At 56.3% G+C, this 25,220-nt stretch carries 33 protein-coding genes and 1 tRNA gene; 22 read left to right on the forward strand and 12 right to left on the reverse strand.

What is annotated here, in order from left to right:
- Positions 1-7: 7 nt before the first annotated feature.
- Genes hydD through E3E42_RS04175 form a run of 5 tightly spaced genes read left to right on the forward strand, consistent with a single transcriptional unit; the run spans position 8 to position 3,205 of the window.
- The gene (gene hydD, locus E3E42_RS04155) at positions 8-799 is read left to right on the forward strand and encodes an NADPH-dependent hydrogenase/sulfhydrogenase 1 subunit delta (protein WP_167903168.1); all 792 of its coding nucleotides are present in this window, start codon (positions 8-10) and stop codon (positions 797-799) included.
- A complete protein-coding gene (gene hydA, locus E3E42_RS04160; RefSeq protein ID WP_167902867.1) occupies positions 796-2,085 on the forward strand; it encodes an NADPH-dependent hydrogenase/sulfhydrogenase 1 subunit alpha in 1,290 nt (429 codons plus the stop codon). The genes hydD and hydA overlap by 4 nt, the downstream gene beginning before the upstream one ends.
- Before the next feature lie 50 nt (positions 2,086-2,135).
- A complete protein-coding gene (locus E3E42_RS04165) occupies positions 2,136-2,351 on the forward strand; it encodes a hypothetical protein (RefSeq protein ID WP_014788001.1) in 216 nt (71 codons plus the stop codon).
- On the forward strand, positions 2,314-2,745 hold the full coding sequence (locus E3E42_RS04170; protein WP_167902869.1) for a type II toxin-antitoxin system VapC family toxin: 432 nt from the start codon (positions 2,314-2,316) through the stop codon (positions 2,743-2,745). Before E3E42_RS04165 ends, E3E42_RS04170 begins: the two co-directional genes overlap by 38 nt.
- 4 nt (positions 2,746-2,749) lie before the next feature.
- A complete protein-coding gene (locus tag E3E42_RS04175) occupies positions 2,750-3,205 on the forward strand; it encodes a hydrogenase maturation protease (protein ID WP_167902871.1) in 456 nt (151 codons plus the stop codon).
- A gap of 36 nt (positions 3,206-3,241) precedes the next feature.
- On the opposite strand, the gene E3E42_RS04180 is transcribed toward E3E42_RS04175, so the two are convergent.
- The 4 genes from E3E42_RS04180 to lonB all read right to left on the reverse strand — a co-directional run bounded on the left by E3E42_RS04180 (position 3,242) and on the right by lonB (position 7,763).
- Positions 3,242-3,535, reverse strand: coding sequence for a hypothetical protein (locus tag E3E42_RS04180; protein WP_167902873.1), 294 nt, complete (start codon positions 3,533-3,535; stop codon positions 3,242-3,244).
- A gap of 110 nt (positions 3,536-3,645) precedes the next feature.
- Positions 3,646-4,995 carry a SufD family Fe-S cluster assembly protein gene (locus E3E42_RS04185; protein WP_167902875.1) on the reverse strand — a complete coding sequence of 450 codons (1,350 nt, stop codon included), beginning with the start codon at positions 4,993-4,995 and terminating at the stop codon, positions 3,646-3,648.
- Positions 4,992-5,732, reverse strand: coding sequence for a Fe-S cluster assembly ATPase SufC (gene sufC, locus E3E42_RS04190; protein ID WP_167902877.1), 741 nt, complete (start codon positions 5,730-5,732; stop codon positions 4,992-4,994). Before sufC ends, E3E42_RS04185 begins: the two co-directional genes overlap by 4 nt.
- 126 nt (positions 5,733-5,858) lie before the next feature.
- Positions 5,859-7,763: an ATP-dependent protease LonB gene (gene lonB, locus E3E42_RS04195; protein WP_167902879.1), complete on the reverse strand. Its 1,905-nt coding sequence runs from the start codon at positions 7,761-7,763 to the stop codon at positions 5,859-5,861.
- Positions 7,764-7,880: 117 nt separating this feature from the next.
- On the opposite strand from lonB, the gene E3E42_RS04200 reads away from it, so the two are divergent.
- From E3E42_RS04200 to E3E42_RS04230, 7 genes are all read left to right on the forward strand, one after another.
- Positions 7,881-8,684: a DUF2666 family protein gene (locus E3E42_RS04200; RefSeq protein WP_167903169.1), complete on the forward strand. Its 804-nt coding sequence runs from the start codon at positions 7,881-7,883 to the stop codon at positions 8,682-8,684.
- A gap of 95 nt (positions 8,685-8,779) precedes the next feature.
- Entirely contained in the window at positions 8,780-9,163 is a 384-nt protein-coding gene (locus E3E42_RS04205; RefSeq protein WP_167902880.1) for a RidA family protein, read from the forward strand.
- A 37-nt stretch (positions 9,164-9,200) separates the two neighbouring features.
- Complete coding sequence (locus E3E42_RS04210) at positions 9,201-9,572, forward strand: Mov34/MPN/PAD-1 family protein (RefSeq protein ID WP_167902881.1); 372 nt, start codon at positions 9,201-9,203, stop codon at positions 9,570-9,572.
- An 81-nt stretch (positions 9,573-9,653) separates the two neighbouring features.
- Positions 9,654-10,031 carry a helix-turn-helix transcriptional regulator gene (locus E3E42_RS04215; protein WP_167903170.1) on the forward strand — a complete coding sequence of 126 codons (378 nt, stop codon included), beginning with the start codon at positions 9,654-9,656 and terminating at the stop codon, positions 10,029-10,031.
- A gap of 2 nt (positions 10,032-10,033) precedes the next feature.
- Complete coding sequence (locus tag E3E42_RS04220; protein ID WP_167903171.1) at positions 10,034-10,348, forward strand: MazG nucleotide pyrophosphohydrolase domain-containing protein; 315 nt, start codon at positions 10,034-10,036, stop codon at positions 10,346-10,348.
- Between the two features lie 156 nt (positions 10,349-10,504).
- A complete protein-coding gene (locus tag E3E42_RS04225; protein ID WP_058939531.1) occupies positions 10,505-10,954 on the forward strand; it encodes an Lrp/AsnC family transcriptional regulator in 450 nt (149 codons plus the stop codon).
- 78 nt (positions 10,955-11,032) lie between these two features.
- The gene (locus tag E3E42_RS04230) at positions 11,033-11,755 is read left to right on the forward strand and encodes a DUF92 domain-containing protein (RefSeq protein ID WP_167902882.1); all 723 of its coding nucleotides are present in this window, start codon (positions 11,033-11,035) and stop codon (positions 11,753-11,755) included.
- Positions 11,756-11,898: 143 nt separating this feature from the next.
- Here the strand turns inward: E3E42_RS04230 and E3E42_RS04235 are convergent, their stop codons facing one another.
- From E3E42_RS04235 to E3E42_RS04265, 7 genes are all read right to left on the reverse strand, one after another.
- On the reverse strand, positions 11,899-12,969 hold the full coding sequence (locus E3E42_RS04235) for an SPOUT family RNA methylase (RefSeq protein WP_167902883.1): 1,071 nt from the start codon (positions 12,967-12,969) through the stop codon (positions 11,899-11,901).
- 87 nt (positions 12,970-13,056) lie between these two features.
- Positions 13,057-13,659 carry a 30S ribosomal protein S3ae gene (locus tag E3E42_RS04240; protein WP_167902884.1) on the reverse strand — a complete coding sequence of 201 codons (603 nt, stop codon included), beginning with the start codon at positions 13,657-13,659 and terminating at the stop codon, positions 13,057-13,059.
- Positions 13,660-13,674: 15 nt separating this feature from the next.
- Entirely contained in the window at positions 13,675-13,935 is a 261-nt protein-coding gene (locus tag E3E42_RS04245) for a KEOPS complex subunit Pcc1 (protein WP_167902885.1), read from the reverse strand.
- Positions 13,925-15,355, reverse strand: a complete 1,431-nt coding sequence (locus E3E42_RS04250; protein ID WP_167902886.1) for a DHH family phosphoesterase — start codon at positions 15,353-15,355, stop codon at positions 13,925-13,927. Before E3E42_RS04250 ends, E3E42_RS04245 begins: the two co-directional genes overlap by 11 nt.
- A 40-nt stretch (positions 15,356-15,395) precedes the next feature.
- Positions 15,396-15,851 (reverse strand): 30S ribosomal protein S15, encoded by a 456-nt coding sequence (locus E3E42_RS04255; protein ID WP_167902887.1) that lies wholly within the window; start codon positions 15,849-15,851, stop codon positions 15,396-15,398.
- Entirely contained in the window at positions 15,820-16,833 is a 1,014-nt protein-coding gene (locus E3E42_RS04260; protein ID WP_167902889.1) for an LAGLIDADG family homing endonuclease, read from the reverse strand. The genes E3E42_RS04255 and E3E42_RS04260 overlap by 32 nt, the downstream gene beginning before the upstream one ends.
- A 108-nt stretch (positions 16,834-16,941) precedes the next feature.
- Positions 16,942-17,019, reverse strand: a tRNA-Met gene (locus tag E3E42_RS04265).
- A gap of 91 nt (positions 17,020-17,110) precedes the next feature.
- Here E3E42_RS04265 and E3E42_RS04270 point away from each other — a divergent pair.
- From E3E42_RS04270 to E3E42_RS04280, 3 genes are read left to right on the forward strand one after another with little or no spacing between them, the layout of a single operon-like run.
- Entirely contained in the window at positions 17,111-18,271 is a 1,161-nt protein-coding gene (locus E3E42_RS04270; RefSeq protein WP_167902891.1) for an aconitase X catalytic domain-containing protein, read from the forward strand.
- A gap of 10 nt (positions 18,272-18,281) precedes the next feature.
- Positions 18,282-18,683: a DUF126 domain-containing protein gene (locus E3E42_RS04275; protein ID WP_167902893.1), complete on the forward strand. Its 402-nt coding sequence runs from the start codon at positions 18,282-18,284 to the stop codon at positions 18,681-18,683.
- A gap of 39 nt (positions 18,684-18,722) precedes the next feature.
- Entirely contained in the window at positions 18,723-20,012 is a 1,290-nt protein-coding gene (locus tag E3E42_RS04280; RefSeq protein WP_167902895.1) for a site-2 protease family protein, read from the forward strand.
- Here E3E42_RS04280 and E3E42_RS04285 read toward each other — a convergent pair.
- The gene (locus tag E3E42_RS04285) at positions 20,002-20,574 is read right to left on the reverse strand and encodes an IS630 transposase-related protein (protein WP_167902897.1); all 573 of its coding nucleotides are present in this window, start codon (positions 20,572-20,574) and stop codon (positions 20,002-20,004) included. The two genes, E3E42_RS04280 and E3E42_RS04285, sit on opposite strands and share 11 nt — an antisense overlap.
- Before the next feature lie 119 nt (positions 20,575-20,693).
- Between E3E42_RS04285 and E3E42_RS12155 the strand changes: the two genes are divergently transcribed.
- From E3E42_RS12155 to prf1, 7 genes are all read left to right on the forward strand, one after another.
- The gene (locus E3E42_RS12155) at positions 20,694-21,098 is read left to right on the forward strand and encodes a class III signal peptide-containing protein (protein ID WP_167902899.1); all 405 of its coding nucleotides are present in this window, start codon (positions 20,694-20,696) and stop codon (positions 21,096-21,098) included.
- A 49-nt stretch (positions 21,099-21,147) separates the two neighbouring features.
- Positions 21,148-21,546 carry a hypothetical protein gene (locus E3E42_RS04295; RefSeq protein WP_167902901.1) on the forward strand — a complete coding sequence of 133 codons (399 nt, stop codon included), beginning with the start codon at positions 21,148-21,150 and terminating at the stop codon, positions 21,544-21,546.
- Positions 21,547-21,603: 57 nt separating this feature from the next.
- On the forward strand, positions 21,604-22,161 hold the full coding sequence (locus E3E42_RS04300; RefSeq protein WP_167902903.1) for a hypothetical protein: 558 nt from the start codon (positions 21,604-21,606) through the stop codon (positions 22,159-22,161).
- Between the two features lie 79 nt (positions 22,162-22,240).
- Positions 22,241-22,483, forward strand: coding sequence for an ATP-binding protein (locus E3E42_RS11850; RefSeq protein WP_206205998.1), 243 nt, complete (start codon positions 22,241-22,243; stop codon positions 22,481-22,483).
- A 164-nt stretch (positions 22,484-22,647) separates the two neighbouring features.
- Positions 22,648-23,394, forward strand: a complete 747-nt coding sequence (locus E3E42_RS11855; RefSeq protein WP_206205999.1) for an ATP-binding protein — start codon at positions 22,648-22,650, stop codon at positions 23,392-23,394.
- A 114-nt stretch (positions 23,395-23,508) separates the two neighbouring features.
- Positions 23,509-23,745 (forward strand): pro-sigmaK processing inhibitor BofA family protein, encoded by a 237-nt coding sequence (locus E3E42_RS04310; RefSeq protein ID WP_167902905.1) that lies wholly within the window; start codon positions 23,509-23,511, stop codon positions 23,743-23,745.
- 101 nt (positions 23,746-23,846) lie between these two features.
- Complete coding sequence (gene prf1, locus E3E42_RS04315) at positions 23,847-25,094, forward strand: peptide chain release factor aRF-1 (protein ID WP_167902907.1); 1,248 nt, start codon at positions 23,847-23,849, stop codon at positions 25,092-25,094.
- Positions 25,095-25,220: the final 126 nt, after the last annotated feature.

Consider the following 25,220-nt stretch of genomic DNA (forward strand, 5'->3'; position numbering starts at 1 on the left):
GGTGGAGATGGAAGGAAAGGTCAGAATTGGGTTTTACGCTCTCACCTCATGCTACGGCTGTCAGCTCCAGCTGGCCATGATGGACGAGATACTCCAGCTGCTCCCGCACGCGGAAATCGTCTGCTGGTTCATGCTTGAGCGCGACAGCTACGAGGACGAGCCTGTGGACATAGCCTTCATCGAGGGAAGCGTCTCCACCGAGGAGGAAGTCGAGCTCGTCAAGAAGATACGCGAGAACGCGAAGATAGTCGTCGCCGTCGGTTCCTGTGCCGTCCACGGCGGTGTGCAGAGCTGGGAGAAGGACAAGAGCCTTGAGGAGCTCTGGAAGACCGTCTACGGCGACGGAAAAGTCAAGTTCGAGCCGAAGATGGCCGAGCCGGTCGAGAACTACATCAAAGTCGACTACCGCATCTACGGCTGCCCGCCGGAGAAGAAGGACTTCCTCTACGCCCTCGGTACCTTCCTCGTCGGCTCGTGGCCGGAGGACATAGACTACCCGGTCTGCGTCGAGTGCAGGCTGAAGGGACACCCGTGCGTACTCATAGAGAAAGGAGAGCCGTGCCTTGGCCCGATAACGAGGGCCGGCTGCGACGCGAGGTGCCCGGGATTCGGGGTGGCGTGCATCGGTTGCCGCGGCGCGATAGGCTACGACGTTGCCTGGTTCGACTCACTAGCCAAGACATTCAAGGAGAAGGGACTCACCAAGGAGGATATACTCCAGCGCATGAAGATGTTCAACGCCCACAACCCGAAGCTCGAAGAGATGGTTGAGAAGATATTCCAGGGGGTGGAAGAATGAAGAACCTTTACCTTCCCATCACCGTTGACCACATAGCGCGCGTTGAGGGCAAGGGCGGCGTTGAGATAGTCGTCGGCGACGAGGGTGTCAAGGAGGTCAAGCTCAACATCATCGAGGGGCCAAGGTTCTTCGAGGCCATCACCGTGGGTAAGAAGCTCGACGAGGCCCTGGCGGTCTACCCGAGGATATGCTCATTCTGTTCGGCTGCCCACAAGCTCACCGCGGTGGAGGCCGCCGAAAAGGCGATAGGCTTCACACCGCGCGAGGAAATCCAGGCACTCAGAGAGGTCCTCTACATCGGCGACATGATAGAGAGCCACGCGCTCCACCTGTACCTCCTCGTCCTCCCGGACTACCTCGGCTACTCCAACCCGCTCAAGATGGTGAACGAGTACAAGAAGGAGATAGGCATAGCCCTCGACCTCAAGAACCTCGGAAGCTGGATGATGGACGAACTCGGAGCGAGGGCGATACACCAGGAGAACGTGGTCCTCGGAGGCTTCGGCAAGCTGCCCGACAAGGCCACCCTTGAGACCATGAAGAAGCGCCTTCAGGAGGCCCTCCCAAAGGCCGAGTACACCTTCGAGCTGTTCTCCAAGCTCGAGCAGTACGGGGAGGTCGAGGGGCCGATAATCCACATGGCGGTAAAGCCGAGGGGAGACGTCTACGGCATCTACGGCGACTACATCAAGGTGAGCGACGGTTTCGAGTTCCCGGTCGAGGACTACAAGAAGCACATCGTCGAGAAGGTCGTTGAGCACAGCTTCGCCAAGCACAGCTTCTACAAGGGCGAGAAGCCCTTTATGGTCGGTGCGCTTCCGAGGCTGGTCAACAACGCGGAGACACTCTACGGAAGGGCCAGGGAGCTCTACGAGAGCCACAGAGACCTGCTCAGGCCGACCAACCCCTTCGCGAACAACCTCGCCCAGGCGCTTGAGCTGGTCTACTTCACGGAGAGGGCTATCGACCTCATAGACGAGGCCCTCGCCAAGTGGCCGATAGCACCGAGGGACAGGGTTGAGGTGAAGGACGGCTTTGGCGTCAGCGCCACCGAGGCCCCGCGCGGAATCGTCACCTACGCCCTTGAGGTCAAGGACGGAAGGGTTGCCTACGCGGACATAATCACGCCGACGGCCTACAACTTCGCCATGATGGAGGTCCACGTCAGGATGATGGCGGAGAAGCACTACAACGACGACCCGGAGAGGCTCAAGTACCTCACCGAGATGGTCGTTCGCGCCTACGACCCGTGCATCTCCTGTTCGGTGCACGTGGCGAGGCTCTGATTTCTCAACTTTTTTAAGGCCTTGAGAATTACCAAAGACTGGGGAGGAAAATGGGAGAGATAGTCATCCGGGTGAACGTTCCCGAGGGTTATGAGGAGAGCTTCAAAAAAGAAGTTGAGGAGATGGCCAAATACCTCAGAAACCGCGAAAAACTACGGAAAAACATGGAGAAGCTCTTTGGGATACTCAAGACAGACAAAACATGGAAAGAGATGAAGAGGGAGATGCATGAGGAACGTCTTGCTAGATACCTCGATTCTTATTGAGCACTTCAAGGGGAACCCTAAAGCCAGGAAAATCCTTTTGGGTCTCATAGATTCGGGTGACACCCTCTTTGTGAATCCAATAGTCTTCAGTGAGGTTGTCTACCTCCTGATCGGCTTCTATTCTGGTGTATCCCCGAGGAGTATAAAGGGAAAACCTGAAAGACTGCCTTCAGAACTGGATCTGATTTTTGAATCCCTTCAAGAGTATGCCTTTGTCGAACTCGGCGGGAGGACGTCTCAAATAGCCAAAAACCTCATCCAAAAGTACGCCATGCTCCCTAACGATGCACTGATTCTTGCAACCTGCATCGAGCACGGTTTTGCACTGGCAACTCTCGATGACGACTTTCCTGGCCCCGCGAAGGCGGAAGGTGTTGAACTTATAACGGGGTGATTCCATGAGAACCCTCATCCTTGCACTCGGCAACGAACTGATGAAGGACGATGGAATAGGACTGAAGGCCGGCAGAATACTCTCGGAAAAGGGCTACAACGTCCTCGATGTCGGCACGGACATATTCATGCTCTCCGCCCACTACAAAGGCGAGGAGCGGTTGATAATCATCGATGCAATCCTGAGCGAAAAGTTCCGGCCGGGCGAGATAATCCACCTGAGGGGCGAGGAAGTCTTCGATAAGCTGAAGGCCGAGATAAGGAGCGCCCACTTTATGGGAGCGATAGACGGCCTTAAGCTCCTTATGGCTATGGACGAGCGCCTTGCCAAAGCCGATATCCACTTTATCGGCGTCGTCGCGAAGGAGATAGACCTCGGAATGGAGCTCAGCGAGGAAGTCGAGAAGGCCCTTCCCAAAGTGGTCGAACTCGTTGAAAAACTTGCAGAAACTGAATCATAGAATTAAATAAAAATTGAATCGAAGAACCGCCGAGAATCAACCAAATAGCATCTCCAGCTCCTTCTTCATTATACCTCTGTTCATCAGCAGGTGGATTATTATGAGGAACATCATTACGATGCCGTAGCGGGCGCGGAGCTTGAGGAAGTCGAGCTGTGTCATTCCAAGGAAGCTGCCGTTTTTACTGGAGATCAGCGTTCCAATCGTTATGAAGATGACTCCCAGAAAGCCCACGAAGAGTATCAGCGAGAATGCAGCCTTTATCTTGAGTTTCTTTCTCAGTTTGGGATTTCTCTTAGCCTCTTCGAAAGCCTTTGCCATCGGGTCCATGCTATCACCCTAAAGGTAAACTCCCGAACCGTTAAAACCTTTAGTTAGGTTTTCCTAATGAAAAACCGGGAGAAATCTGGAGAACAAGAAAATAAAAGAAAAATTTTCAATCACATGCCACCGCTGACCGCCAGCTCTATTATCTTCCTTATCTCCACGAGGAACTCCATCGGGATGTCCTTCAGCATGGGTTCAAGGAAGCCCTTGACTATAAGCTGGGTCGCCTTCTCCTCGCTCAGGCCACGGCTCATGAGGTAGAACAGCTCCTCCTCCCGTATCTTGCCTATGGCCGCTTCGTGGCTGAGCTCTGCATCATCGACCCTGCTCACAAGGCCGGGGTATGTCTCCATCGTGGCACTGTCGCTCATCAGCAGTGCGTCGCAGCTTATGTGTCCCCTGGTCCTTGGTGCCTCCGCCTTTATGACGCCCCTCGTTATCACCGTGCTCTCGTCCATTATGACGGCCTTACTGGCGTTTATTCCCGCGGCGCCCCTGCCCCGAAGGTACATCTCGCCGCCAAGATCAACGTACCAGTCATTCTGGCCGAGGATTATGCCGTTCAACTCCACGTAGCCGTTCTCGTCCACCCAGTACTTGGGGTTGGCTATGTTGCTCCTGCCCGTTCCGAGGCCGACGGTGGTGTTGATGAAGCGCGCTCCTTTGCCGATTCTCGCCCTGGTCATTGGCCTCGTGTGAACGTACTCCGGCCAGTTCTGGAGGACGGTCAGCTGGGCCCTGGCGCCGTCGCCGATGTATGCCTCTGTCATGTCGAGGTGGAGGGAGTGCTTGAGCAGAATCGGCGCGGTACAGCCCTCGATGAGATGGAACTCCGTGTTCTTCTCGGCGATTATGATTATGTGCGGCGCCTGGGCCAGTGCGCTCTCCTGAATGAGGAAGAACAGGTGCAGCGGGAACGGGACCTTGAGTCCCTCCTTGAGGTAGAGGAATATCCCACCGTTCCACACCGCGGTGTGATAGGCGGCAAGCTTGCTCTCGTCAGCCCGAAACATCTGGAGGAAGTGCCTCTTAACAACGTCCGGGTACCTCCTGACGGCATCCTCCATCGGCAGAACGATAAGACCCTTCTTCTCCCACTCCCTGAGGAACTCGTTGTAGATTACACCCGTGTCCGTCTGAACGGCCAGACCGGCTATGTACTTCTGCTCAACTTCACTTATGCCCAGTCTGTCGAGGAGGGCCTTCATCTCCGGGGGCAGGTCATCGAGACTCTCGATGTTCTCGGGAACTCCCGCTATCTCCGGCTTGGCGATGAACTTAAGCAGCTCCTCCTCGCTGATTATGGGGTCCCTGTGCGGGGCCCTCTCGAATGCCTCCAGAGCCCTGTACCTTATCCTCGTCATCCACTCCGGCTCTTTGTTCCTCCTGGCGAGGTTCTCTATCTCCTGTGCTATGATCTCCTTGGCCTCCTGAATGGTCACGGAGTCGGGATGGGGGCTCATTCTCCCACCTCCTCGAATATCCTGCCGAAGCCCTCGCTCTCTATCCTCTCCACCAGTTCGCCGCTTCCGGTCTTCACTATCCTGCCGTCCTTCATTACGTGGACCCTGAGCTTCTCCCGATCGAGGTGTCCGAGTATCCTGCCGTAGTGTGTGATGAGGAGCACGGCCGTGCCGCGCTGGTGTAGCTCCTCTATCTTCCTGCTGATGACGCTCAGGGAGTCAACGTCGACGCCGCTGTCAGGTTCATCCAGGATGAGGAGCTTCGGCTCTATGAGGAGCGCCTGGAGGAGCTCAAGTCGCTTCCTCTCGCCTCCAGAGAAGCCAACGTTAACGTAGCGGTGAAGGTCCTCCTCCCGGAACCACAGCTCCTCCGCCTTTTTGACTATCCTGTCGTAGGCCTCTACGGGATCAACGCCCTTCGTCTCAACCAGAACCTGCTGGAGGAACTCGATGATCCTAACGCCCTCAACCTCGTGGGGGTGCTGGAAGGCCAGCATTATCCCCCTCCTGGCCCGCTCGTCGGGGCCAAAGCCGGTTATATCCTCCCCGTCGAAGAGTATCCTTCCGCCCTCCACGGAGTACCTGGGATGACCGGCTATTGTGAGGGCCAGCGTTGATTTCCCAGAGCCGTTCGGTCCCATGACAACGTGAAACTCACCTGGATTCACTTCGAGGGTAAGGCCTTTGAGTATGGCCCTGCCCTCCACCGAGACTTGAAGGTTCTCAACTTTGAGCATTAGCTCACCTCCGTGGGTAACGTGGATGGGACGTTTTTTAAGCATTTCCGGACATGAATGGGAACCACAAATCAAAACACGGTTATCAGAGGAATTTACGAGCGACTAAGAATGGAAGGGAAAAGCTCAAAGGGAAAGCGGAAGCGCCTCCCTTATGCGCCTGAGAAGCTCTTCCTTCCGTTCGGTATCAACCAGGGCTATCTCAAGGACCTGGTCGATGGTATCGACCGGGAATATCTGTATCTTCTCCGCCTTGTCCCTGCTGAGGAAGACGTCCTTCTCGTTGGCCCTGGGGATTATGACCGTCTTTATGCCGGCCTCGATTGCGGCCTCTATCTTCGGCGTGGCGCCTCCTATCGGGAGCACCTCGCCGAGGACACTGAGTGAACCGGTCATGGCAACGTCCTGCCTTATCGGTATCTCCTCCAGCGCGGATATAACCGCGGTGGCCACGCTTATGCTCGCCGAGTCGCCCTCGACACCCTCGTAGGTCTGGAGGAACTGGACGTGTATATCGTAGCGGCTTATGTCCTCGCCCTTGTAGCGCTTGATTATCGCCGAGACGTTCTGAACTGCTTCCTTAGCTATCTCACCCAGCTTTCCGGTGACTATAATCTTGCCCTCCTCCTTGCTGGCGGCGGGGGCGACGACCGCCTCTATCGGCAGGACTATACCGCTCTGCTCGCCTATGACGGCGAGACCGTTCACGCGGCCGATTCCCTTGCCGTCCGCCTTGATAACCTGGTACTCCTTCTTCCTCTCGATGTACCAGTCGGCGAGCTGCTTCTCGAGCGGCTTTGCCATTCTGACGGCCTCTATCACGTCCTCCCTCTCGACGTACTTCCTGCCCTTCTTGACGGCTATGTCCCCCGCGGCCCTGACGATACCGCCGAGGTCACGGAGACGGAGGGTAAGGTGACCCTTTCTGCCTGCCCGCTTCTGGGCCTCCCTGACTACCTCCTCGACGGCCTCCCTGGTGAAGTGGGGTATCTTTCCGTCACGGATTACCTCCTGCGCGACGAACTGAACGAGCTTCTTTCTGTTCTCCAGGGTGTCCGGCATCGTCGTGCGCATGTAGACCTCGTAACCGTAGCCCCGTATACGGGAGCGCAGGGCGGGGTGCATCTTGTCAACGGTGTCGAGGTTTCCTGCCGCAACGAGGACGAAGTCACACGGTACCGGCTCGGTCCTGACCATGGCACCGCTCGACATCTCGCTCTGGCCGGTTATCGGGAACTTCTTCTCCTGCATGGCAGTGAGGAGGCTCTGCTGCATCTTGAGGCTCAGGGTCGCCACCTCATCTATGAACAGGACTCCCTTGTGGGCGCGGTGTATCATTCCCGGCTCAACCCTCTCGTGGGCGGGCGTTCCGAGGCCGCCGCTCTGGAACGGGTCGTGCCTGACGTCGCCGAGGAGCGCGCCCGCGTGCGCGCCGGTTGCGTCTATGAACGGCGCCTTGGTTCTGCCGCAGTTGTCCACGAGAAGCTTCGGGACGAGAACGGAGCCCTTGAGGCGCATGTTGGAGAGCGCCATTATGGTGAGTATAACGACAAAGAGACCCATCAAGAGCGTCGTCGCGCTGAAGTCTATGAAAAGGGCGAGCATGACGGTGAACATAACGAACAGGAGGATGTAGGACTTTATATTCTCCTGGCCCTTGGCCTTCTCCCGGTACTTCTCGACTATCCTTCTTCCCTGGCAGGCGGGAACGGTCTTTATCTTGGGCATGTTCTCGTCTTCTGGGTTCGGGAAGACCAGTATGTCTTCGAGGTTCTCCGTCGGGAGAAGCTCCGCCATGGCCTGACCGAGCATGGACTTGCCGGTTCCAGGTTCCCCGATTAAAAGGACGTGCCTCTTCTGGTTCGCCGCAGTTCTGATGACCTCGACGGCATGTTCCTGGCCGATAACCTGGTCTATGAGCTTCTCCGGAACCCTGATCTCCTCGGTGGTGCTGAAATCCACGCCCAGCTCCAGGCTCTCGCCGTACTCCCTGGGGGCCAGGGCCTCTTCAATCTTTTCTTTGTCCCCCATTTTTCTTCCCTCTTTCGTTCTCTCAACTCCGAATGCTCGGGGCGATTTATAACTTTTTTGAGGCACCTGAGAAAAAGCTAAAATAGTGCATAGAATCCATAATGAATGGTGAAAGCGATGAGGGTAGAGGATCAGATAGTGTTTACGGCGCATCACGGGAACTGGAAGGTGGCGGACAGGCTCCTCGATATGGACGACGAGAAGGTGGCTCACTTCATAGCGAGCATCGCCAACACGGTCAACGCGAAGATACCTGAGTACCTCACGGAGGTTATGAACGTCGCGGGAATATCGAGCCTCGCCGAGGAGCTGGCGCAGAAGAACCTGAGCGATGCTGTCGTAGCTCTTAAATCCCCGGGAACCGCGAGGAAGCTGGGCCAGCTCGTCTTCGAGGACGACAAGAAGCTCAGGAAGCACCTCGTTGATGTCGCCAAGGCGCTCCTCGTCAGGGAGGTTCTCTCCAAGAAAGCCCCCGTGGACTACCCAGAGGGGCCGCTGAGCGAGGTCAGGATAGTCTTCCCGTACAACGAGGACCACGTCAACTTTACGGCGTTCCACCTCAGCGCGGAGCACGGCAAGTGGAGGGCCGTCCGGAGGCTCATAATCGACGACAAGACGCCGATGGCGGACGTCGCAAGGCTCCTCGCGGGCATAAACGAGAGCATAACCCTGAAGCTCCCCGTCTACGCCGGCATCGACGTGGAGGGAATAGACGCATGGTTCGGCGAGTTCAAGAAGGTTAAGAAGGCGGAGATTCCTGCGGTCGTTGAGAAGTACCTGCACTTCCCTGCCGAGAACTACGCCCCCAGGCCGTTCGTTGAGCATGCCCGTGTTTACGCCCTGAGGACGGCCCTGGAGAAGATAGGCCTGCCCCTCGATGTCCCGGCCAAGAGCCTTGAGAAGTACCTGGAGAAGAAGTGATTGGAAATCCCGTGATGAAGCCGAGGACACCCGAGCGGTGCCCCAGCCGCAATGAGGAGTCTTCGCTTCGCTGATTCTCCGTTGGGGGTGAAAACATGAAAAAGGAAACCGTCTTTACTGAAAGGGCCCCGAAGCCGATAGGGCCGTACAGCCAGGGGATAATCGCCGAGGGAAGGCTCCTCTTCGTCTCCGGGCAGATACCGATAAACCCCGAAACCGGGGAACTTGTGGAGGGGGGCATAGAGGAGCAGGCCAGGACGGCGATTGAGAATCTTCTGGCGGTGGTCGAGGCCGCGGGGGGAAGCGCCGAGAACGTGGTGAAGGTCACGGTTTACATCAGGAACATGGGTGACTATGCCAGATTCAACGAGGTCTACAACCGCTACTTCTCCAACTCCAAGCCTGCCAGGGCGGTTGTTGAGGTCTCAAACCTGCCCAAGGGCGTGGCGGTTGAAGTGGAGGCCATCGCCGTCCTCTGAGTCTTTTCCTATTTTCACAGACCGGGAAGGTGAAAGCATGGACGTCGTGAGAATAAGGAGAGAGCTGCTCGAATACCTGCTGGAGCTGGCGCGCGAGTTCTACCCAAACGAGTTCGCCGGTTTCCTGAGGGAGAAGGACGGGGTCTTCGAGGAGGTTCTCATAGCCCCCAACCCGCACTTCGGCACGAGCTCGGCTTTCTTCGACACATGGATGCTGCCCTACGACGGGAGCATAAAGGGAACCGTCCACTCACATCCGGGGCCGAGCGCCAGGCCCTCCCAGGCGGACCTCCACTTCTTCTCGAAGTTTGGAGGCGTTCACCTGATAATAGCGTATCCCTTTACGGAAGACGCTGTCAGAGCGTACCTGAGCAGCGGCGAGCGCATCAGGATGGAGATAGTGGACTGAGCGCACAGCGCAAGGGATCGACGCTCGTTCATGTGAAAATTCTTAAAAAGGTGGGCCGCACTAAGAGTTTTGGTGTTGGACATGAAGGTGCGTGACGTTCTGGACAGGCTGGACGAGAAACAGAAGAGGACAGTGATGCAGTGTTTTGAGACATGCAACATACCCGACCTCGACAGGGAAGTGGACATCCACGTCGATGACGAAACGATGGGGTTCCTCAAGGCGATATCCAATCCCCTGCGGTTCAGGATACTCAAGCTTCTGAAGGATAACTGGATGTGCGTGTGCCTGATATCCAAGATACTCGAGCAGGACCAGACCCTGATCAGCCACCACCTCCGTACCCTAAAGGCCCTGAACCTGATCGACGAGCGCAAGGAGGGCAAGATGCACTTCTACAGAACCAACAAAGATGTGCTCGAGGAGTATCTCACAAAGGTTCGTGAGGGGCTGGTGTGACCGTGAACGAGCACCAGGAAAAAGTTGACAGGCTCGTCAGGGAGTTCGGCGGCTACTGGAGCCCCTTCGAGATGCTCGCGGCGCTGGTGGAGGAGGTCGGCGAGCTGGCTGACGAGCTTCTGAAGGTCGAGGGTGTAAAAGGCACGGGGGAGAAGGAACGTCTGGAGGAGGAAATTGGCGACGTGGTCTTCGCACTCGCCTGCATCGCGAACTACTACGGTGTCGACCTCCTGACCGCGCTGGAGAAAAGTGTGAAAAAGTACCTGGTCCGCGATGGAAACAGATGGAAAGAATCCGATGAAGACTCAGAAAAATAAAGATATTTCACTGTAACAACTGGTTTCACTGTATAACCAAGTTTTACGCGTATACTGCCTCCGTGGAGTGACCGAAGGGTTAGAAATAATCCAACTTATAGAAACATTTTTATAATCGAATGGTCAACTAGGATAAAAGCACCTGGAGGTGAAGGGATGGCGGATAAAATAAACGGAATAGACATCCGCATTTTAAAGCTCCTCTCAAAGAACGCCCGCCTTACTTACAAGGAACTCGCCGAGATTCTTGGTACCACCAGACAGAGAATATCCAGGAGGATGGACCGTCTCGAGAGGAACGGCGTCATAAAGAAGTACACCGTTATACCCGACTACGACGCCCTCGGCTACGTCCACGTGATCCTCGGAATAACCGTCAAGCCATCGGTCAACATCGACGAGATAATCCCCACCCTGGTTGAGGACGAGAACATCAAGATCATCCAGCGCGCCATCGGCTCCCACAGCCTGGTCATACACATAGTCGGGCCAAAGGACATGAAGGAGCTCGAAAAGATCATCTCAGAGGTCTCCAGGAAGATACCCGGAATCGATACTCTGGATATAACATTCGTCACAGAGACCGTCAAGTTCGAGGTTCTTTGATTTCCCTTACTTCCTTCGTCAACCGCCGAGAGAAAGAATAATAAACGCACCGCAGCACTTCTTCCCAAGGTGGCAACGATGCTCGAAAGAATCGCCGTGGACTTGGCAGTGGTCGCCGGACTGGGCCTCGGCTCGTACTGGTTCGGGGCCCTCGACGCAAAGGGTGCCATCGCAGCGGCGGTGCTGGGGCTTGTTGTCATAGAACTCGGCGGGATTTATCCGTTCCTGGCCATGGTGGCCTTCGTTGTCATCGGCGTTCTTGCAACCAAGTACCGGTTTATGGAGAAGGTCAGACTCGGCGCGGCCCAGAGCAGAAACGGAGTCAGGAGCTGGGGCAACGTCCTTGGAAACGGGCTCGCTGCCGCCATCTTCCTGGTCTTCGAGCGGCTGTCCCATATGGATGTCTTCTGGGCGGCGACGTTCGCGGCCATTGCAACCGCAAACGGGGACACCCTTGCCAGCGAGCTTGGGAAGGTTTTCGGGAGGAGCCCGAAACTGATAACCAACTTTAAACCCGCCAGGCCGGGAACCAACGGCGCCGTGTCCTGGGCAGGTGAAGTCTTTGCCCTTACCGGAGCGCTGGCGATAGCACTGTTCGCCCTCCCCCTGACGGAGGAGAAGGGGCTTATGCTCCTCGCGGTTACCCTGGGCGGCTTCATCGGGGTTAACCTGGACAGCCTCATAGGCGCCACCCTGGAGAACGAGGGCATCACCAACAACAACTCCACCAATTTCCTGGCCTCACTCCTGGGCGGCTTCGTGGGCGCTGGCCTGTTCTACATCCTTCACGGGGGAGCATGAGATTTTAAAACCACTAAGTGAGAATTTCCCCGGCGGATGATGACTACGGCGGATTCCTGAGCGGTGAGGACGACCTTAGGGTCTGACGCCGTTTGCATAACGTGCAATTCCATAACTGAAGAATTAAAGAGAGGTTCGATGGGTTAATCGGAAACCGCCTCTCCCTTTGCCTCCCGCTCCCCTGCGTATTCCTCATAAACCTCCCAGAGGGACACGAGTGCGGCTGGAATGCCGTGCTCGGTGGCAAATGTCATGTACGGGGCAAGGTCGATCACGTAATCCGCGAACCTGAAGAGGCCCCTCGGAATCCCCTCGCGGGAGCCGATGAACACCACGACCTCCTTCGCATGGAACATGTCGCGCGCAAGCCTCTCTCCAACCTGTGCCACGGTTGGGCCCTTGGGGTCAGTTATTATGAGGAGCCTTTTGTCCCTCCTTTTGTCGCGAACCACCTGATAAAGGTCCCACACGCTGACGGGGACCTTCTCAACCTTCCATGGATAACTCTCACGCTGTATTCTGTGCCTGCTCTCCTGACCAACCCTGACACCTTTGATGAACTCGGCCAGCTCGAGGGCATCCATCTTTCCCTTCGGGGCTATTATGAGCTCCTTCACCTCGAAGGCCTGGGCGGCCCTTCCGATCTTCTCTCCAAAGGAGCGGCAGACCTTGTAGCCTCCCCAGTACGGCATCTGGACAACGGTGACCTTGCGGAAGAGCTCCCTGGCGTCCCTCTTGTCCGGAGTGAACTTCCTGAACTCCTCGCCCGGGAGAACCGAAACGTACGCCCTGTCGCCGATTATCTCGACCCGAACAACCTTGTCCGGCCAGCTGAGGTTCACGTCGGCGCCCGTGAGCTCGCGCACCCTTGCTCCAAGCTCCCTGTTGACGTCGATGCTTGAGAACCCGTGCTTTCCGCGCCTCTTCGTCCTCACCGCAAAGGTCTCGTCCTCCGCTATGAGGGGGGCCACCTTCTCGGCGGTTTCGACGATCCTCTCGAGCTCGGCGGGAACCTCCACCAAAACAGGAATGACCCTCTCGATCTCGGGGATGCCGAGCATCACCTCGGCCGCGTTCCCGTCCCCAGTCTCCACGATGACGAGTCCGTAATAGCCCATCGGAGAGATCCAGACCTCGGCGTCAGGGAGCGCCTCCCCGATGTAATTGGCCGCAACGCCCTCCATACCCCTCTGTGTCTTCACGAGAAACTTCACACACTCACCCCCGGAAAACACTCGCGAGGATATTTAAAAGCATGTGGGAAGCAGCAGAAGATCGGAGAATAGAGAATTAAGAGGCCCTCAGGCCTCCGGCTCGGCGAGAACCTTGATCTTCCTGATCTCGGCCCTCTTGATCGGGTAGATCTTCCTGGCTTCCTTGGCCATCTCGGCGGCCATCTTGCCGCTGACGGCCTCGAGAACGAAGTCCCTGTAGTTCAGCTCCTCGGCCTTCTTGTGGATGATGTCCCTGATGATCTCCCTGATGGCCCTCTCCTGGCTGGTCTGGATGCGCCTGTAGGCGATGACCATGCCCATGACGCGGAGCTTGTAGCCGTCCTTGGTGGTGACGTTGTAGATACCATCAACGCGGGTGGTTCTCCTCCTGACGAGGCTCCTTATGTAGCTCCTCGAGAGGGTGTGGCCCTTGAACTTGGTGTAGGCGTTCTGGCCCTTGACGTCGTAGACCTGGAAGTAGAGCTTGACCTGGCCCTTGGTGAAGTCGCCGGTGAGGTCCTTGAGGGTGGTCTCGATGACCCTTCCTATGACCTTCTCCGGCTCGTCGGCCGGGGTAAGGCCTATCTCCTTGCTCCCGAAGAAGTCCGGAGCGTAAACTATATACCACTCCTTGCTCTTCCACTTATCCTTGGTAGCGGCAGCCTTCTTCCTTGGGTTAACTTTTGCCATCTTAACACCTCCACTTCACACCTTTTCGGTAACATCTTCGGCGATTTTGATTGAAAACACCAAATCGTCCAGCGCTTTGATGAGTGTTTCAATCTCACCCGAGTATTTAACCTTTGTTATGACGTCCCCATTTTCCCATCGGGTCAGCACATTTAAACTTTTCTTTAGGCCACCAGGAATGCTGGCGTTGTCCACTTCGAGGGACCGGGCTATGGCCTCCGCCCTCTTCGGATCGCCGTAGTGCCAGACCATCTCCACCCTGGCCTCAACCCTCACTGGATTTTCCCTCCCGGAGCTGCCTTCCAAGGGCCTCGTTGAAGAGTTTGATGAACTCCTCGATCCTGTCCCTCGGGAAGCGGATTCCAGCGGCTATCGCATGCCCCCCGCCTTCTCCGCCGAGCTTCTCCGCGACCTCACGCAGTGCATCGCCGAGGTGGTAGCCCTTCTCAAGGGCCCTCTCCGTGGTTCTTGCGGATCCCTTCACGAGGCTCTCGTCCTCGTCGCTGTCGGCCAGCACTACGACCGGCTTCTCGGGGTCAACCAGCCCGGCGTTTATCGCTATGTTGGCGGCGATGCCGACGAGAGTGTCCCTGATGCTCCTGCCTGCGTAGAAGACGTAGGCGTGCTCTCCCTCGTCCGCCATGCTCCAGTTCTGGATTATAAACTTCCTGGCCTCTATCTGTTCCCGCTTGTAATCGTCAAGCATCTTCCTGGCGCGCCTGTAGGCATCCCCGTCACCGAGGCATATCGCAACTCCCAGCGTCCCGGCGTTCAGTCTGCCGGTGGCGTTGAGGAGCGTGGCGAACTCCCTCGCCTCGTGCCTCGGGTCGCCCTCCGGGTAGAGCGGGCTTACCACCACGTCCCCAATGAGCCGGTCTATGGCCTCCTTGGGGGCGCCGTGTTTGATGAGGTGTATCACCAGTGCATCGTGAAGCTTCCGCTTCTCCTCCTCGCGGAGCTGCCAGTACTTCACCTCCGGGTCGAAGCCCCTGGCGCGGAGCCACTCTATGGCCTTCCGCTCATCGCCAGTTACCTCGGGAATCTCCGGGTTGGTGGAGTAGGCCAGCATCTGGCGTAGAGGCCGGCTTTCGCGCCCGAAGAGGCGAAGTTCCTTCCGAACCTCCAGGATGCCGAGTTCCTTTCCGTCCTCTATGATGTCAAGGTTCATGCCGTGGAACGTGCCGTCTATCTCCTGCATGTCGCCGACGGCGCCGACGAGGGCGATATAGGCCAGATCCCGATTCTTCTCGTTCATCTCCCTGGCGACGAAGTAGGCAACGCCCGAACCGCTGAGATCGCGGACGCTGTTGGCGCCAAGGGGGACGGGGTTAACGAGAACGTGGGAATCCGTGGAGAACCCGTCCCTCTCGGGTGGATGATGGTCCGCAACAACGACAGTGGCGCCTTCGAGGTACTTCTCGATGAGACCCATCGAGCCGCTTCCCAGGTCGCTGAAGACGTATATCCTGTGCTTTTCAGCGGCCAGCTCCTTTATGAGCTCCTCGCTCACCTGTTTGACGATGCTGAGCTGGAAGGTCCCGCCCTCGCGCGCCACCGCTTTGGCCAGGATTGCTCCTGCCGTTATACCGTCCGCGTCGCGGTGGGAGACTATGCGGATGGTGTGCCCTAACTCAATGTGCATTCTGATCAGTTCGGCGCCCTCCCTGGCCCGCTCCAAAAACGCCCCTCTATCCACGGCAGGTTCACCACCGCAGGTTTAAGAAGAAGGAAAGGGATCAGCGGACCAGGAGCTTGGCCTGCTCCGGATCGTAGCGCCACTTGGCCGGCAGCTTGCCGGTCCTGCGGTAGTACTTGACGAGGCGCCTAATCTTGCTCTCGGTGAGCTGGAGACCGCGCCTTGAGTGCTTGTCCTTCGGGTGCATCTCGAGGTGCTTCCTGAGCTTGACGGCCTTCCTGATGAGAGCCATGAGGTCCTCCGGGATGCTCGGCGCGAGGCCGTTCTCCTCGAGGATCTTGGTTATCTTCTTGCCGGTGACGAGCTTGACGCTCGGGATTCCGTACTGATCCCTGAGGATGGTTCCTATCATGGCAGCGCTGTAGCCTTCCTTCCTGAGCTTGATAACGAGCCCCTCGACCTCCTCCGCCGTGTACTCAACCCAGGTCGGCGGAGCGGTCCTCGGTGGCCTCTTAGAACCAGACTTACCTCTCTTTCTCGCGTGTATCCTTGCCATACCATACACCTCCCGGTGACGGCCAGCTCCCGCCAGCCGCCCCTTCGCGTTGGGAATTGATGGGAGGTTTAAAAAGGTTTGCCCTCTTGACGTATCCCCGTCCACGCTTCTCGTATTCGATTAGCCACCTTCTGATAGCCTCTGCTGGAGGATAACTTTCCTTCAGCTCTATAGCTCTCCGAAGTTTTTCTGATTTCCTCGTTGCCGTAAAACCAACGTTTTCATAAAAAGATACCACATCCCCAAAGCGTGAAATCCACAGGACGAACATATCAACGTTTGAGGTGTACACCTCTCCTCGAATCGTGAATTCGTGACCTTTAGAGTATAACTTTACCATCCGTGAACGAATCCCCAGTTCTTTAAGGAGTTTCTTGGCAAATTTCAGAACCTGAACGTCTGAGTTGACGACCCCGACTTTAACATCGAACGTTTTCCCGGCATTCACAGTTGGAAATCCCTCACTATCAAAGAACCCCCTGAGGAACTGCACTGGGTACCTCTCCGACAGGGAGAACAGGGTCTCCTTTGAGCTGCTTAAAAGCTGAAACAACGTTTTGTTGCTCCCTTCAACATAGAACCTATCCACCCTGGTCGAATCACTCTCAAGACCCACAGTTGTTCTGACTCCCAACCGTTGAAGTGACTCGGCAAAAGCCTTAGCGAACTCTTCATCAATGACCTTAAGCTTGACGAGGTACCTTCCATTGGATTTCCTGTGAATACTCCCATCGCCCAGATAAACTCCGATTACATAGGAAAGTTCCGGTGAAGGCTCTGTTACGATGCGTTTAATCCGGTTGAACGGGTCGTGAGTACCCTTGCACCAGCGGAGCACCGTTGCCTTTGAAAGCCTGAGCTGGTACTCATCGGCTATAATATCGACGATTTTGCCATAGGAACATCCCATAGAACACAGGAACTTTACCCTCTCAACAACCTCGTGAAGTTCATTTACACCTAAATCTTTAATTTTCCTCATGACTATCGATTAACGTAACACACGCGACAATAAAAAGTTTACCCCTCCTCCGGGCACACATACAACCACCACTGCACAAACAAAGACACTAAAGCACAGAAATGAATATGGTAGCGGGGGGAAGATTTGAACTTCCGACCTCCGGGTTATGAGCCCGGCGGGCACTCCTAGCTGCCCCACCCCGCTGCTCGACCCGTAGTTAGTGAACCGTGCAGGGTTTATAAATTTTACGGGAGGGATTTATAACCCACCCCACCCCAATCCCCACGGTGGTGTCATGTACCTGACCAAGGAGGAGGAGCTGATTCTGGCGGGGGAGTACGGCTACGCCCTCCAGAAGGCGATGGAGATACTCGTCGCCCTTGGAGAAATTTACGGTGCTGAGAGACTCATTCCGATAAAGAGCGCCCAGATTGCAGGCGTTTCCTACAAGAACATCGGCGATGCGGGGATGGAGTTCCTGAGGGACTTCGCCGACGCCGGCGCAAAGGTCAGCGTCTACACGACCCTCAACCCCGCGGGCATGGGCGACGATGAGTTTATGGAAAAGCAGAGGGAAGTTCTCGAGCTCTACAGAAGGATGGGGATTGAGATCACCTCAACCTGTACCCCGTACTACGGCGCGAACCTTCCGAAGTTCGGCGACCACATAGCCTGGAGCGAAAGCTCGGCCGTCAGCTTCGCCAACTCCATCCTGGGCGCAAGGACGAACAGAGAAGGCGGTCCGTCAAGCCTGGCCGCCGCGATAGTCGGCAGGACCCCCAACTACGGCCTCCACCTGGACGAGAACAGGAAAGCGACGGTGATTGTCAACGTTGACGCGGAGGTGGAGACCTTCGTTGACTACGCGGCCCTCGGCTACCACCTGGGCAGGACGCTCGGCAACGATGTGCCCTACCTCAGGGGGTTAAAACCCGAGAGAACCGAACTCCTCAAGGAGATGGGAGCGGCGATGGCAGCGAGCGGGTCGATAGCGCTCTACCACGTGGAGGGCGAGACTCCAGAGTACCGCACCGCAATAGCGGAGGAACTTGAGACGATAACCGTTGAAGATTCCGATATTAGGGCCATGCGGGAGGAGTTCAGGGACGACTGGACGGACATAGACATGATCCTCATCGGCTGTCCCCACGCATCCCTCGGAGAGGTGAAGGAGATTGCGGAGCTCCTCAGGATGCGCGGGAGGCCCCTCAGGATACCCCTGTTCATCACGGCAAGCGGCGCCGTCAAGGCTTTGGCCGATGCCCTCGGCTACACGGAGATAATAGAGCGCTACAACGGGAGAATAATAGCGGACGTCTGCTTCGTTGTCTCCCCCATAAAGGGATGGTACCGGGGGATAGCCACCAACAGTGGAAAATCCGCGTTTTACTTCCGCTCATTCGGATTCAGCGTCAGGCTGGACGATGCAGAGGACTTGATAAGGGAGGCGCCGTGAGGTGGCGGGAATGAAGCTCAAGGGAAGGAAGATAGTCGGGGGAAAGGCAGAAGGAGAGCTGATAGTTTCCAGGAAAGCCCTTTCGTTCCTCGGCGGTGTTGACCCCGAAACGGGCATCGTCACCGATGCGGAGAGCGACATAAGGGGGCAGAGCATAGCCGGGAAGATACTCGCGTTCCCCCGCGGGAAGGGCTCGACGGTCGGTTCCTACGTCATCTATGCCCTGAAAAAGAACGGGAAGGCACCGAAGGCCATAATCGTCGGCGAAGCTGAGACCATAGTCGCGACGGGTGCAATAATAGCCGGCATCCCCATGGTCGATGGCATCGATGTTTCGAGGCTGAGGAGCGGGGAGCGCGTTAAGGTCGATGCAGACTCCGGGGAGGTGGAGGTTCCCGAACCCGGGGAGTAGGTTTTTAACCCCTCTCGACTCTTTATTCTGGGAGGAAAAATGTCGAGGGGAATTTACGAGTGCATCAGGTGCGGCCGCAGGGAGGTCGTCGACTCCAGCGAGCCGGTTCTGGAGAGAAGCTGCCCCGCGTGCGGCGGCGACATGGTTCTGGTGGGCTTTGAGGCCGGGGCCGAAAACGCCGAAATCCCTGGAGCCCCGAACGAACCATCCGTCTCCCAGCGCATTCCTCTCCACGCCGTTCATCCAGCGGCACTTCCACCGGCTGTAGTGGCGAAGCTGAGTGAGTTCTACGTCATCGAGCCCCGCGGGGTCGAGGGCAACGTCTTCACATTCGAGGTCAGGGACGTCCTGGAGGGAGACTTTGAAAGGGTTCTGAGGGAGCTCGAGGAGCTCGGCTACTGGGCGGCCCTCAAGAGGCGCGGGGGAAAGGTTCTCCTCTACGTCTTCCCCGCCGGGGAGGTCAAGGAGGACAACCGCTGGCTCCCCTGGGTCTTCTTAATCGCGACGATATTCACCACGTTCCTCGCCGGATACTGGCTCTCCCTGAGCTACATCTCCCTCCTCGACGAATACGGCCTGCCCGGGATAAGAAACCCCTACGTCAACGCGCTGGCATTTTCAATAAGCGTCATGGCGATACTCGGAACCCACGAGCTGGGCCACAAAATAGCCGCGGCCTACCACGGCGTCCGCGCCACGATGCCCTACTTCATCCCGTTCCCCAGTATGCTCGGAACGATGGGCGCGGTGATAAGGGTGAAATCCCCACTGCCAACGAGGGACGCCGCCATCGACCTCGGCGTGAGCGGCCCGATAGCGGGTTTTCTCGTTGCCATCCCCGTCAGCATAATAGGGTTAAAGCTGTCGGTTCCAGTTCCCATCAGCATGGTGCCGCCAACGGGGGGGATAACCTTCGGCGAGAACCTATTTTTCATGTTCATTGAGAAGTACGTGGTGACGTTCCCCGAGAACAGCGTCGTGTTCCTCCATCCGGTCGCCATAGCGGGGTGGGTCGGAATACTGGTGACCTTCCTGAACCTCATCCCCGCGGCCCAGCTTGACGGGGGCCACATAGCGAGGGCGTTCCTGGGAGAGAGGACGCACCGCTACCTGACCACGGCCGTTGGGCTCGTGCTCATAGGCATGAGCTTCCTCTGGGTAGGATGGCTGATATGGGGAATCCTCGTCCTCATGATGGGTGCGGTGGGCAACCCCGGCGCCCTCGACGAGGTGTCTCCAATATCGAAGAAGAGAATTGCCCTGGCGCTGGCGGCGCTGGTGCTCTTCATACTCTCCGCAACCCCTGCCCCGATAAGCGCTACCGGCTGACTCGCCCCTTCTTTTTCTCCTTGAGTATCTGCTCGATGTCGTAGTATATCGAGTCCCTCGAGACCCCGAACATCCTCGCTATTTCGGATATGTTTAGGACGCGGGGGTTGTAGTTGAACTCCTCAAGAACACGCCCCAGGAGCCGCCTGCGCTCCTCAACGGTGCACTCGTTCAGCGGCCGCCTCTCCAGGGGGGCGTTGTAGACGGCAACCGCGACCGCGTAGGTTCTCCTCGTGACCGGCGTGATGTACGTCCCTATCTCGAAGTCGACAACGGACGCACCGGGCGGGAGCTTCAGGTTCACCTTCTCAACGGCCTTTGCTATCGCGTCAGCCCGGCTCTTACCCGTTGAGTGCTCGGCTATGACCCCCTTTGCCATATCTTGATGCGGATCGATCAGTATCGTAACGGTAAGGTTCATAAAAGCTCCAAAGGCCAGATTAATCTTCGCGGATGATATGAAGCCCTGGCGACGTGACAGGATTTCCTCCGACTGGAGTACGACGTTCCTTGTACAATCTTCAACGCTCGCAGAGTCGTGTTGGATACTTACCAATTCCACGGGACCACCCCTTGAGGTTTCCGCAATATTGAGTATGCTCCCCCTAAATTTGGGCAGAAAGCTATATAAGTTTTTTCGGGCCTAAAATAGGGTGAAGTAACTCCCCGGAGGTGTCGGAAATGTTCAGGCTAAGAAGGAAGAAGGGTCAGGGCGCCATCGAGTACCTGTTCATGATCGCGGCGGCCCTGGTTATAATCCTGATTGCGGTTAGGTACGTGAGCAACGCAGGTCAGAATGCTAGCTCTCAGGGCGATTTGGCACAAATTCAAGCCCAAGTCGAAACGATCAAGGCCCAACTCCAGGCATCTGGCCAGGACTTAGACGAGATTAAGATACCGTACACATACAATGAGATCTCAGGAGAAACCACATTCAACGATCTTTACAAGATTTGTACAGGTACCTCCACTAGTGGAACTCTCGAATACTTTAACGAAACTGCCAACACAACTCAGAGCACTTCACTAAGCATCAACAGATACACCGCATGCAAAGCTATCGTGGACTGGTGGAACAAACAGTGATGCCGCTCGCTTCGAAGTTTTCTTTTCTTTTGTTGGGATGGTGATCTCAATGCGCGCTCAGGCATCTCTGGAGTACCTCTTCATGCTCGCCGGCATGTTTGTCCTCGTTCTCGCAACCCTATTCGCCTATAACAACGGTGTCCTTCCACATACCATTCAAACCGGCGAGCAGGTGAACCTGCTCCAGCTCCAGAACGACGCGCAGTACATCGTAGTACAGCTCAACGCCAACAACCTGTGGGACGACCTCAAGCCCAAAACCGTCTCCCTCTCAGAATCGAACGGAGAAACCACCTGCAGTGTCGATGGGACATCATACAGCGGTACCCACTCAGGAGTTATAGATTATTCAACGGACGGCAAGACACTTGAGGAAATCTACAACGACTGCATGGACGGCAACGCCGGCGCGTGTCAGGTCATAATCTGCGCCCTCGGGGCGGACTGAATTCTGACGAAAAACCTTTAACGTTCCTGCGGCAACTATCCCCTTAAGGTGACAGCCATGGGACTCTTTTCATTCGGCTCCAGGAGGGGCAAAATAAAAAAGCTCATCGAAGAGGAGCGCTTCGACGAAGCACTGGCAATCGTTATAAAGGATAAAAAAGCCCTGGAGGGTTTAATTGAACTCCTGGACGAAAGCTCTCCCGGAATCAGGGGGGACGCCCTCCTGCTGCTCGGAATGGTGGCCGAGCGGAGGGGCGACCTCCTGGAGGGGCGGCTGAGGATGGTGTTCCCAAAGGCGGTGGCGCTCACCAGGGACAGAAACCCGTACGTCCAGGAAAACGCCATGGTGCTCTCCTACGAGCTCGCCAGGCGGTTTGGAGAGACGGTGCGGGCGCTGCGGGCGGAGGTAAGTGACGATATAATCAGGGCGGTGGTTGAGGGCGGTCGGAACCTCAAGGGGTTCGCGGCACTCATGGCGGGACAGCTCGGCATGACGGAGGCAAGGCCCTACATCGAGGAGCTCGTGGGCGTCGAGGACAAGGTTATACTTCCGTTCGAGGGCAGGAAGTGGGTACCGCTGGGGGAGATAGCGAGGGAGGCCCTTGAAAAGCTCTAGGTGATACCATCAATCCACGGTGGTGTGGAATAGAAAAACTTATCGGTAGGAACCCCCTGAACCGGTTCAGGGGGTATCCATGTCAAGACTCCATATCGGAAAGAGGGGGGAGAATGCACATTTCTTTGATCAAAGACCTAGAAAGGACGCGAGCAACCTGTTCGGTAGGGAGGAGGAGATTGAGAAGCTGTCCAGGGCGCTTGAGTCTCGAAGCTGGGTTGCTGTTCTGGGACCCAGGATGGTGGGAAAGACAAGTCTGACGTGGGCGGGAGCCAATGTATTTGCCGCAAAAAACGGATACCGTGTCGTTTTGTTGATTTAAGAGATACAGACACATTTAGAGGAGCCACCGAGAAAATTCTGGGGCGTTTACCAAAGTCAACTCTGGATAAACTCTCAAAACATATCTCCGAGGTCTCCGCTTCGGCACTCGGAGCTGGTGTTGCAGTTAAGCTCAAGGAGAGCACCTCAGCAAGGCAGGCTTTGGTGGACGCTTTCTCCACACTAAAAGACACCGTTCTCATTCTTGATGAGGTTCAAAACATTCAGCAGGGCGTGCCCCATTTTCTAACAGCCCTGGGCTCGATTTTCAACGAGAACGATTCACTTCTGATCATCTTCACCGGATCCTACGCGGGTGTTGTCAGGAGACTGTTTGAGTCAACCCATGAAGACCCCCTTTTCGGTAGGATACCTATTGAGATACGCCTCTCCCCGTGGCCGGAGGATGTCGCGGAGAATTTCCTGGAAACGGGGTTTAAAAGGTTTGGAATCCCGTATGGGCAGAGAGAAATACGGGAAGCCATACGGAGACTCGGCACACTGCCGGGATGGCTGAATCTTTACGGGGTGAGGAGGTACATCGAGAGACATCACGAAAGAGCCTTGAGAACCGCGTTGAATGTGGCGGTCAGGGAAGCTCAAAAAGAGCTGGAGCATCTGCTGGAGGGCAGAACCCCCAAGGCGAGGGCGGTTATCAAACTGCTTGCATTTGGCGCTACTTGGAGAGAACTGCTGGAGACTGGAATCACGAAAGGGGCACTCAGTCATCTGCTAACAATCCTAACCGATGAGCTCTTTATCGTAGATAAGGACGAGTCGGGAGTTTACTACTTTAGCGACCCGGTCTACCGAAAGGCCGCAATGGGACTCCAATCTTGGGAACGGATGCTCAACGTTGAGGATAAGATGATACCCCGTAGGACGACAAAAAGTGAATACCCTCTGAGGTGAGGCCCTTGAAAAACTTCCATAAGCTGAAATCGAATTGATTTATTTTTCCCATCATTCCATGTATGTTGCGAAAGATTAATAAGCCTGTTCGTTTTAACTACTTAAGGTGATACCATGATTGAGGAGCTGCTGTTCCTGTTTTTCCTGCTCCTGGCCATACTGCTGGTAGTCAAGGTTGGCTGGGGAGTGCTGAAGTACCTTGTGGCCAACGCGATAATCGGCCTGATTATCCTGTGGTTCACGAACTGGATAGGAATATCGGACGTGCCGCTGACGGCGCTGAACGTTCTGGTGGTCGCCATAGGCGGAATACTGGGCGTCATAGCGTTGATAATAGTCTACTGGTTCTAACCGGATTCCCTTCCCGTTCCTAAACTTTTATAAATTCCCTACTTTTTCATTCTCAGACAGCGAAAACTGGCTGGAAAACGTTCTGAAGGGGAGTGATGCTCATGTCTCACAAGTCAGCAGAGATGTATGAACTCAAGAAGAAGGTCGAGGAGCTGAAGGGTTATCGAGGTCGAGCCACCGAACTGGTGAGCCTCTACGTTCCGGCTGGATACGACCTGAACAAGGTTATGCAGCAGCTGAGGGAGGAGTATGGAACAGCTCAGAACATCAAGAGCAAGTCAACCCGAAAGAACGTCCTCGGTGCCCTTGAGAGGGCGATGCAGCACCTCAAGCTCTACCGCAAGACCCCCGAGACCGGCCTGGCCCTCTTCGTCGGAAACGTCAGCGAGCAGGAGGGCGTCAGCGACATAAAGCTCTGGGCGATAATCCCGCCCGAACCCCTCAAGGTCAGGCTCTACCGGTGCGACCAGACTTTCATCACCGAGCCCCTGGAGGAGATGCTCCGCGTCAAGGACGCCTACGGCCTCATAACCGTTGAGAAGAACGAGGCCACCATCGGAGTCCTCCGCGGAAAGCGAATTGACGTCATAGACGAGCTGACCTCCAACGTCCCGGGCAAGACGAGGGCCGGCGGTCAGTCTGCCAGGCGTTACGAGCGCATCCGTGAGCAGGAGACCCACGAGTTCATGAAGCGCATCGCCGAGCACGCCAACAAGGCCTTCCTTCCCCTCCTCGAGAAGGGCGAGCTGAGGGGCATCATCATAGGCGGCCCCGGACCGACCAAGGAGGACTTCATAGACGGAGAGTACCTCCACCACGAGCTCAGGAAGAAGATAATTGGCGTCGTTGATATCAGCTACAGTGGAGCCTACGGCCTCAAGGAGCTCGTCGAGAAGGCCAGCGACATCCTCAGGGATCACGAGGCCATAAAGGAGCGCCACCTCATACAGAACTTCTTCAAGCACCTCGTCAAGGACACCGGGATGATAACGTACGGTGAGAACGAAGTCAGGAAGGCCCTTGAACTCGGCGCCGTCGATACGCTCCTCATCAGCGAGGGCTACGACAGGGTCAGGGTTAAGGTTAAGTGCAACAGCTGCGGCTGGGAAGAGCTCAAGACCATGAGCGAGTCCGAGTTCCACGTTTACAGGAAGAAGCTCACCCACTGCCCCAAGTGCGGCAGTCAGAACCTCAGCTTCGAGAAGTGGGACGTCGCGGAGGAGCTAATAAAAATGGCGGAGGAATCCGGCTCCGAGGTGGAGGTCATCTCCCTCGACACCGAGGAGGGCCAGCAGTTCTACAAGGCCTTCGGCGGAATCGCCGCGTTCCTGAGGTACAAGATTCAGTGAAATTCCCTCCCGTTTCTTATTCCACGTTACGGGCTCGGAGGTGAAATATTTCCATTCCGCGCCAGCTTCCAGCCGCTCACCTTCTCCATTGTATCCTCTCCTCTGAACGGCACTTGACAATGATGC

It is taken from the genome of Thermococcus sp. JdF3, from assembly GCF_012027495.1.
In the GTDB taxonomy this organism is placed as follows: domain Archaea; phylum Methanobacteriota_B; class Thermococci; order Thermococcales; family Thermococcaceae; genus Thermococcus.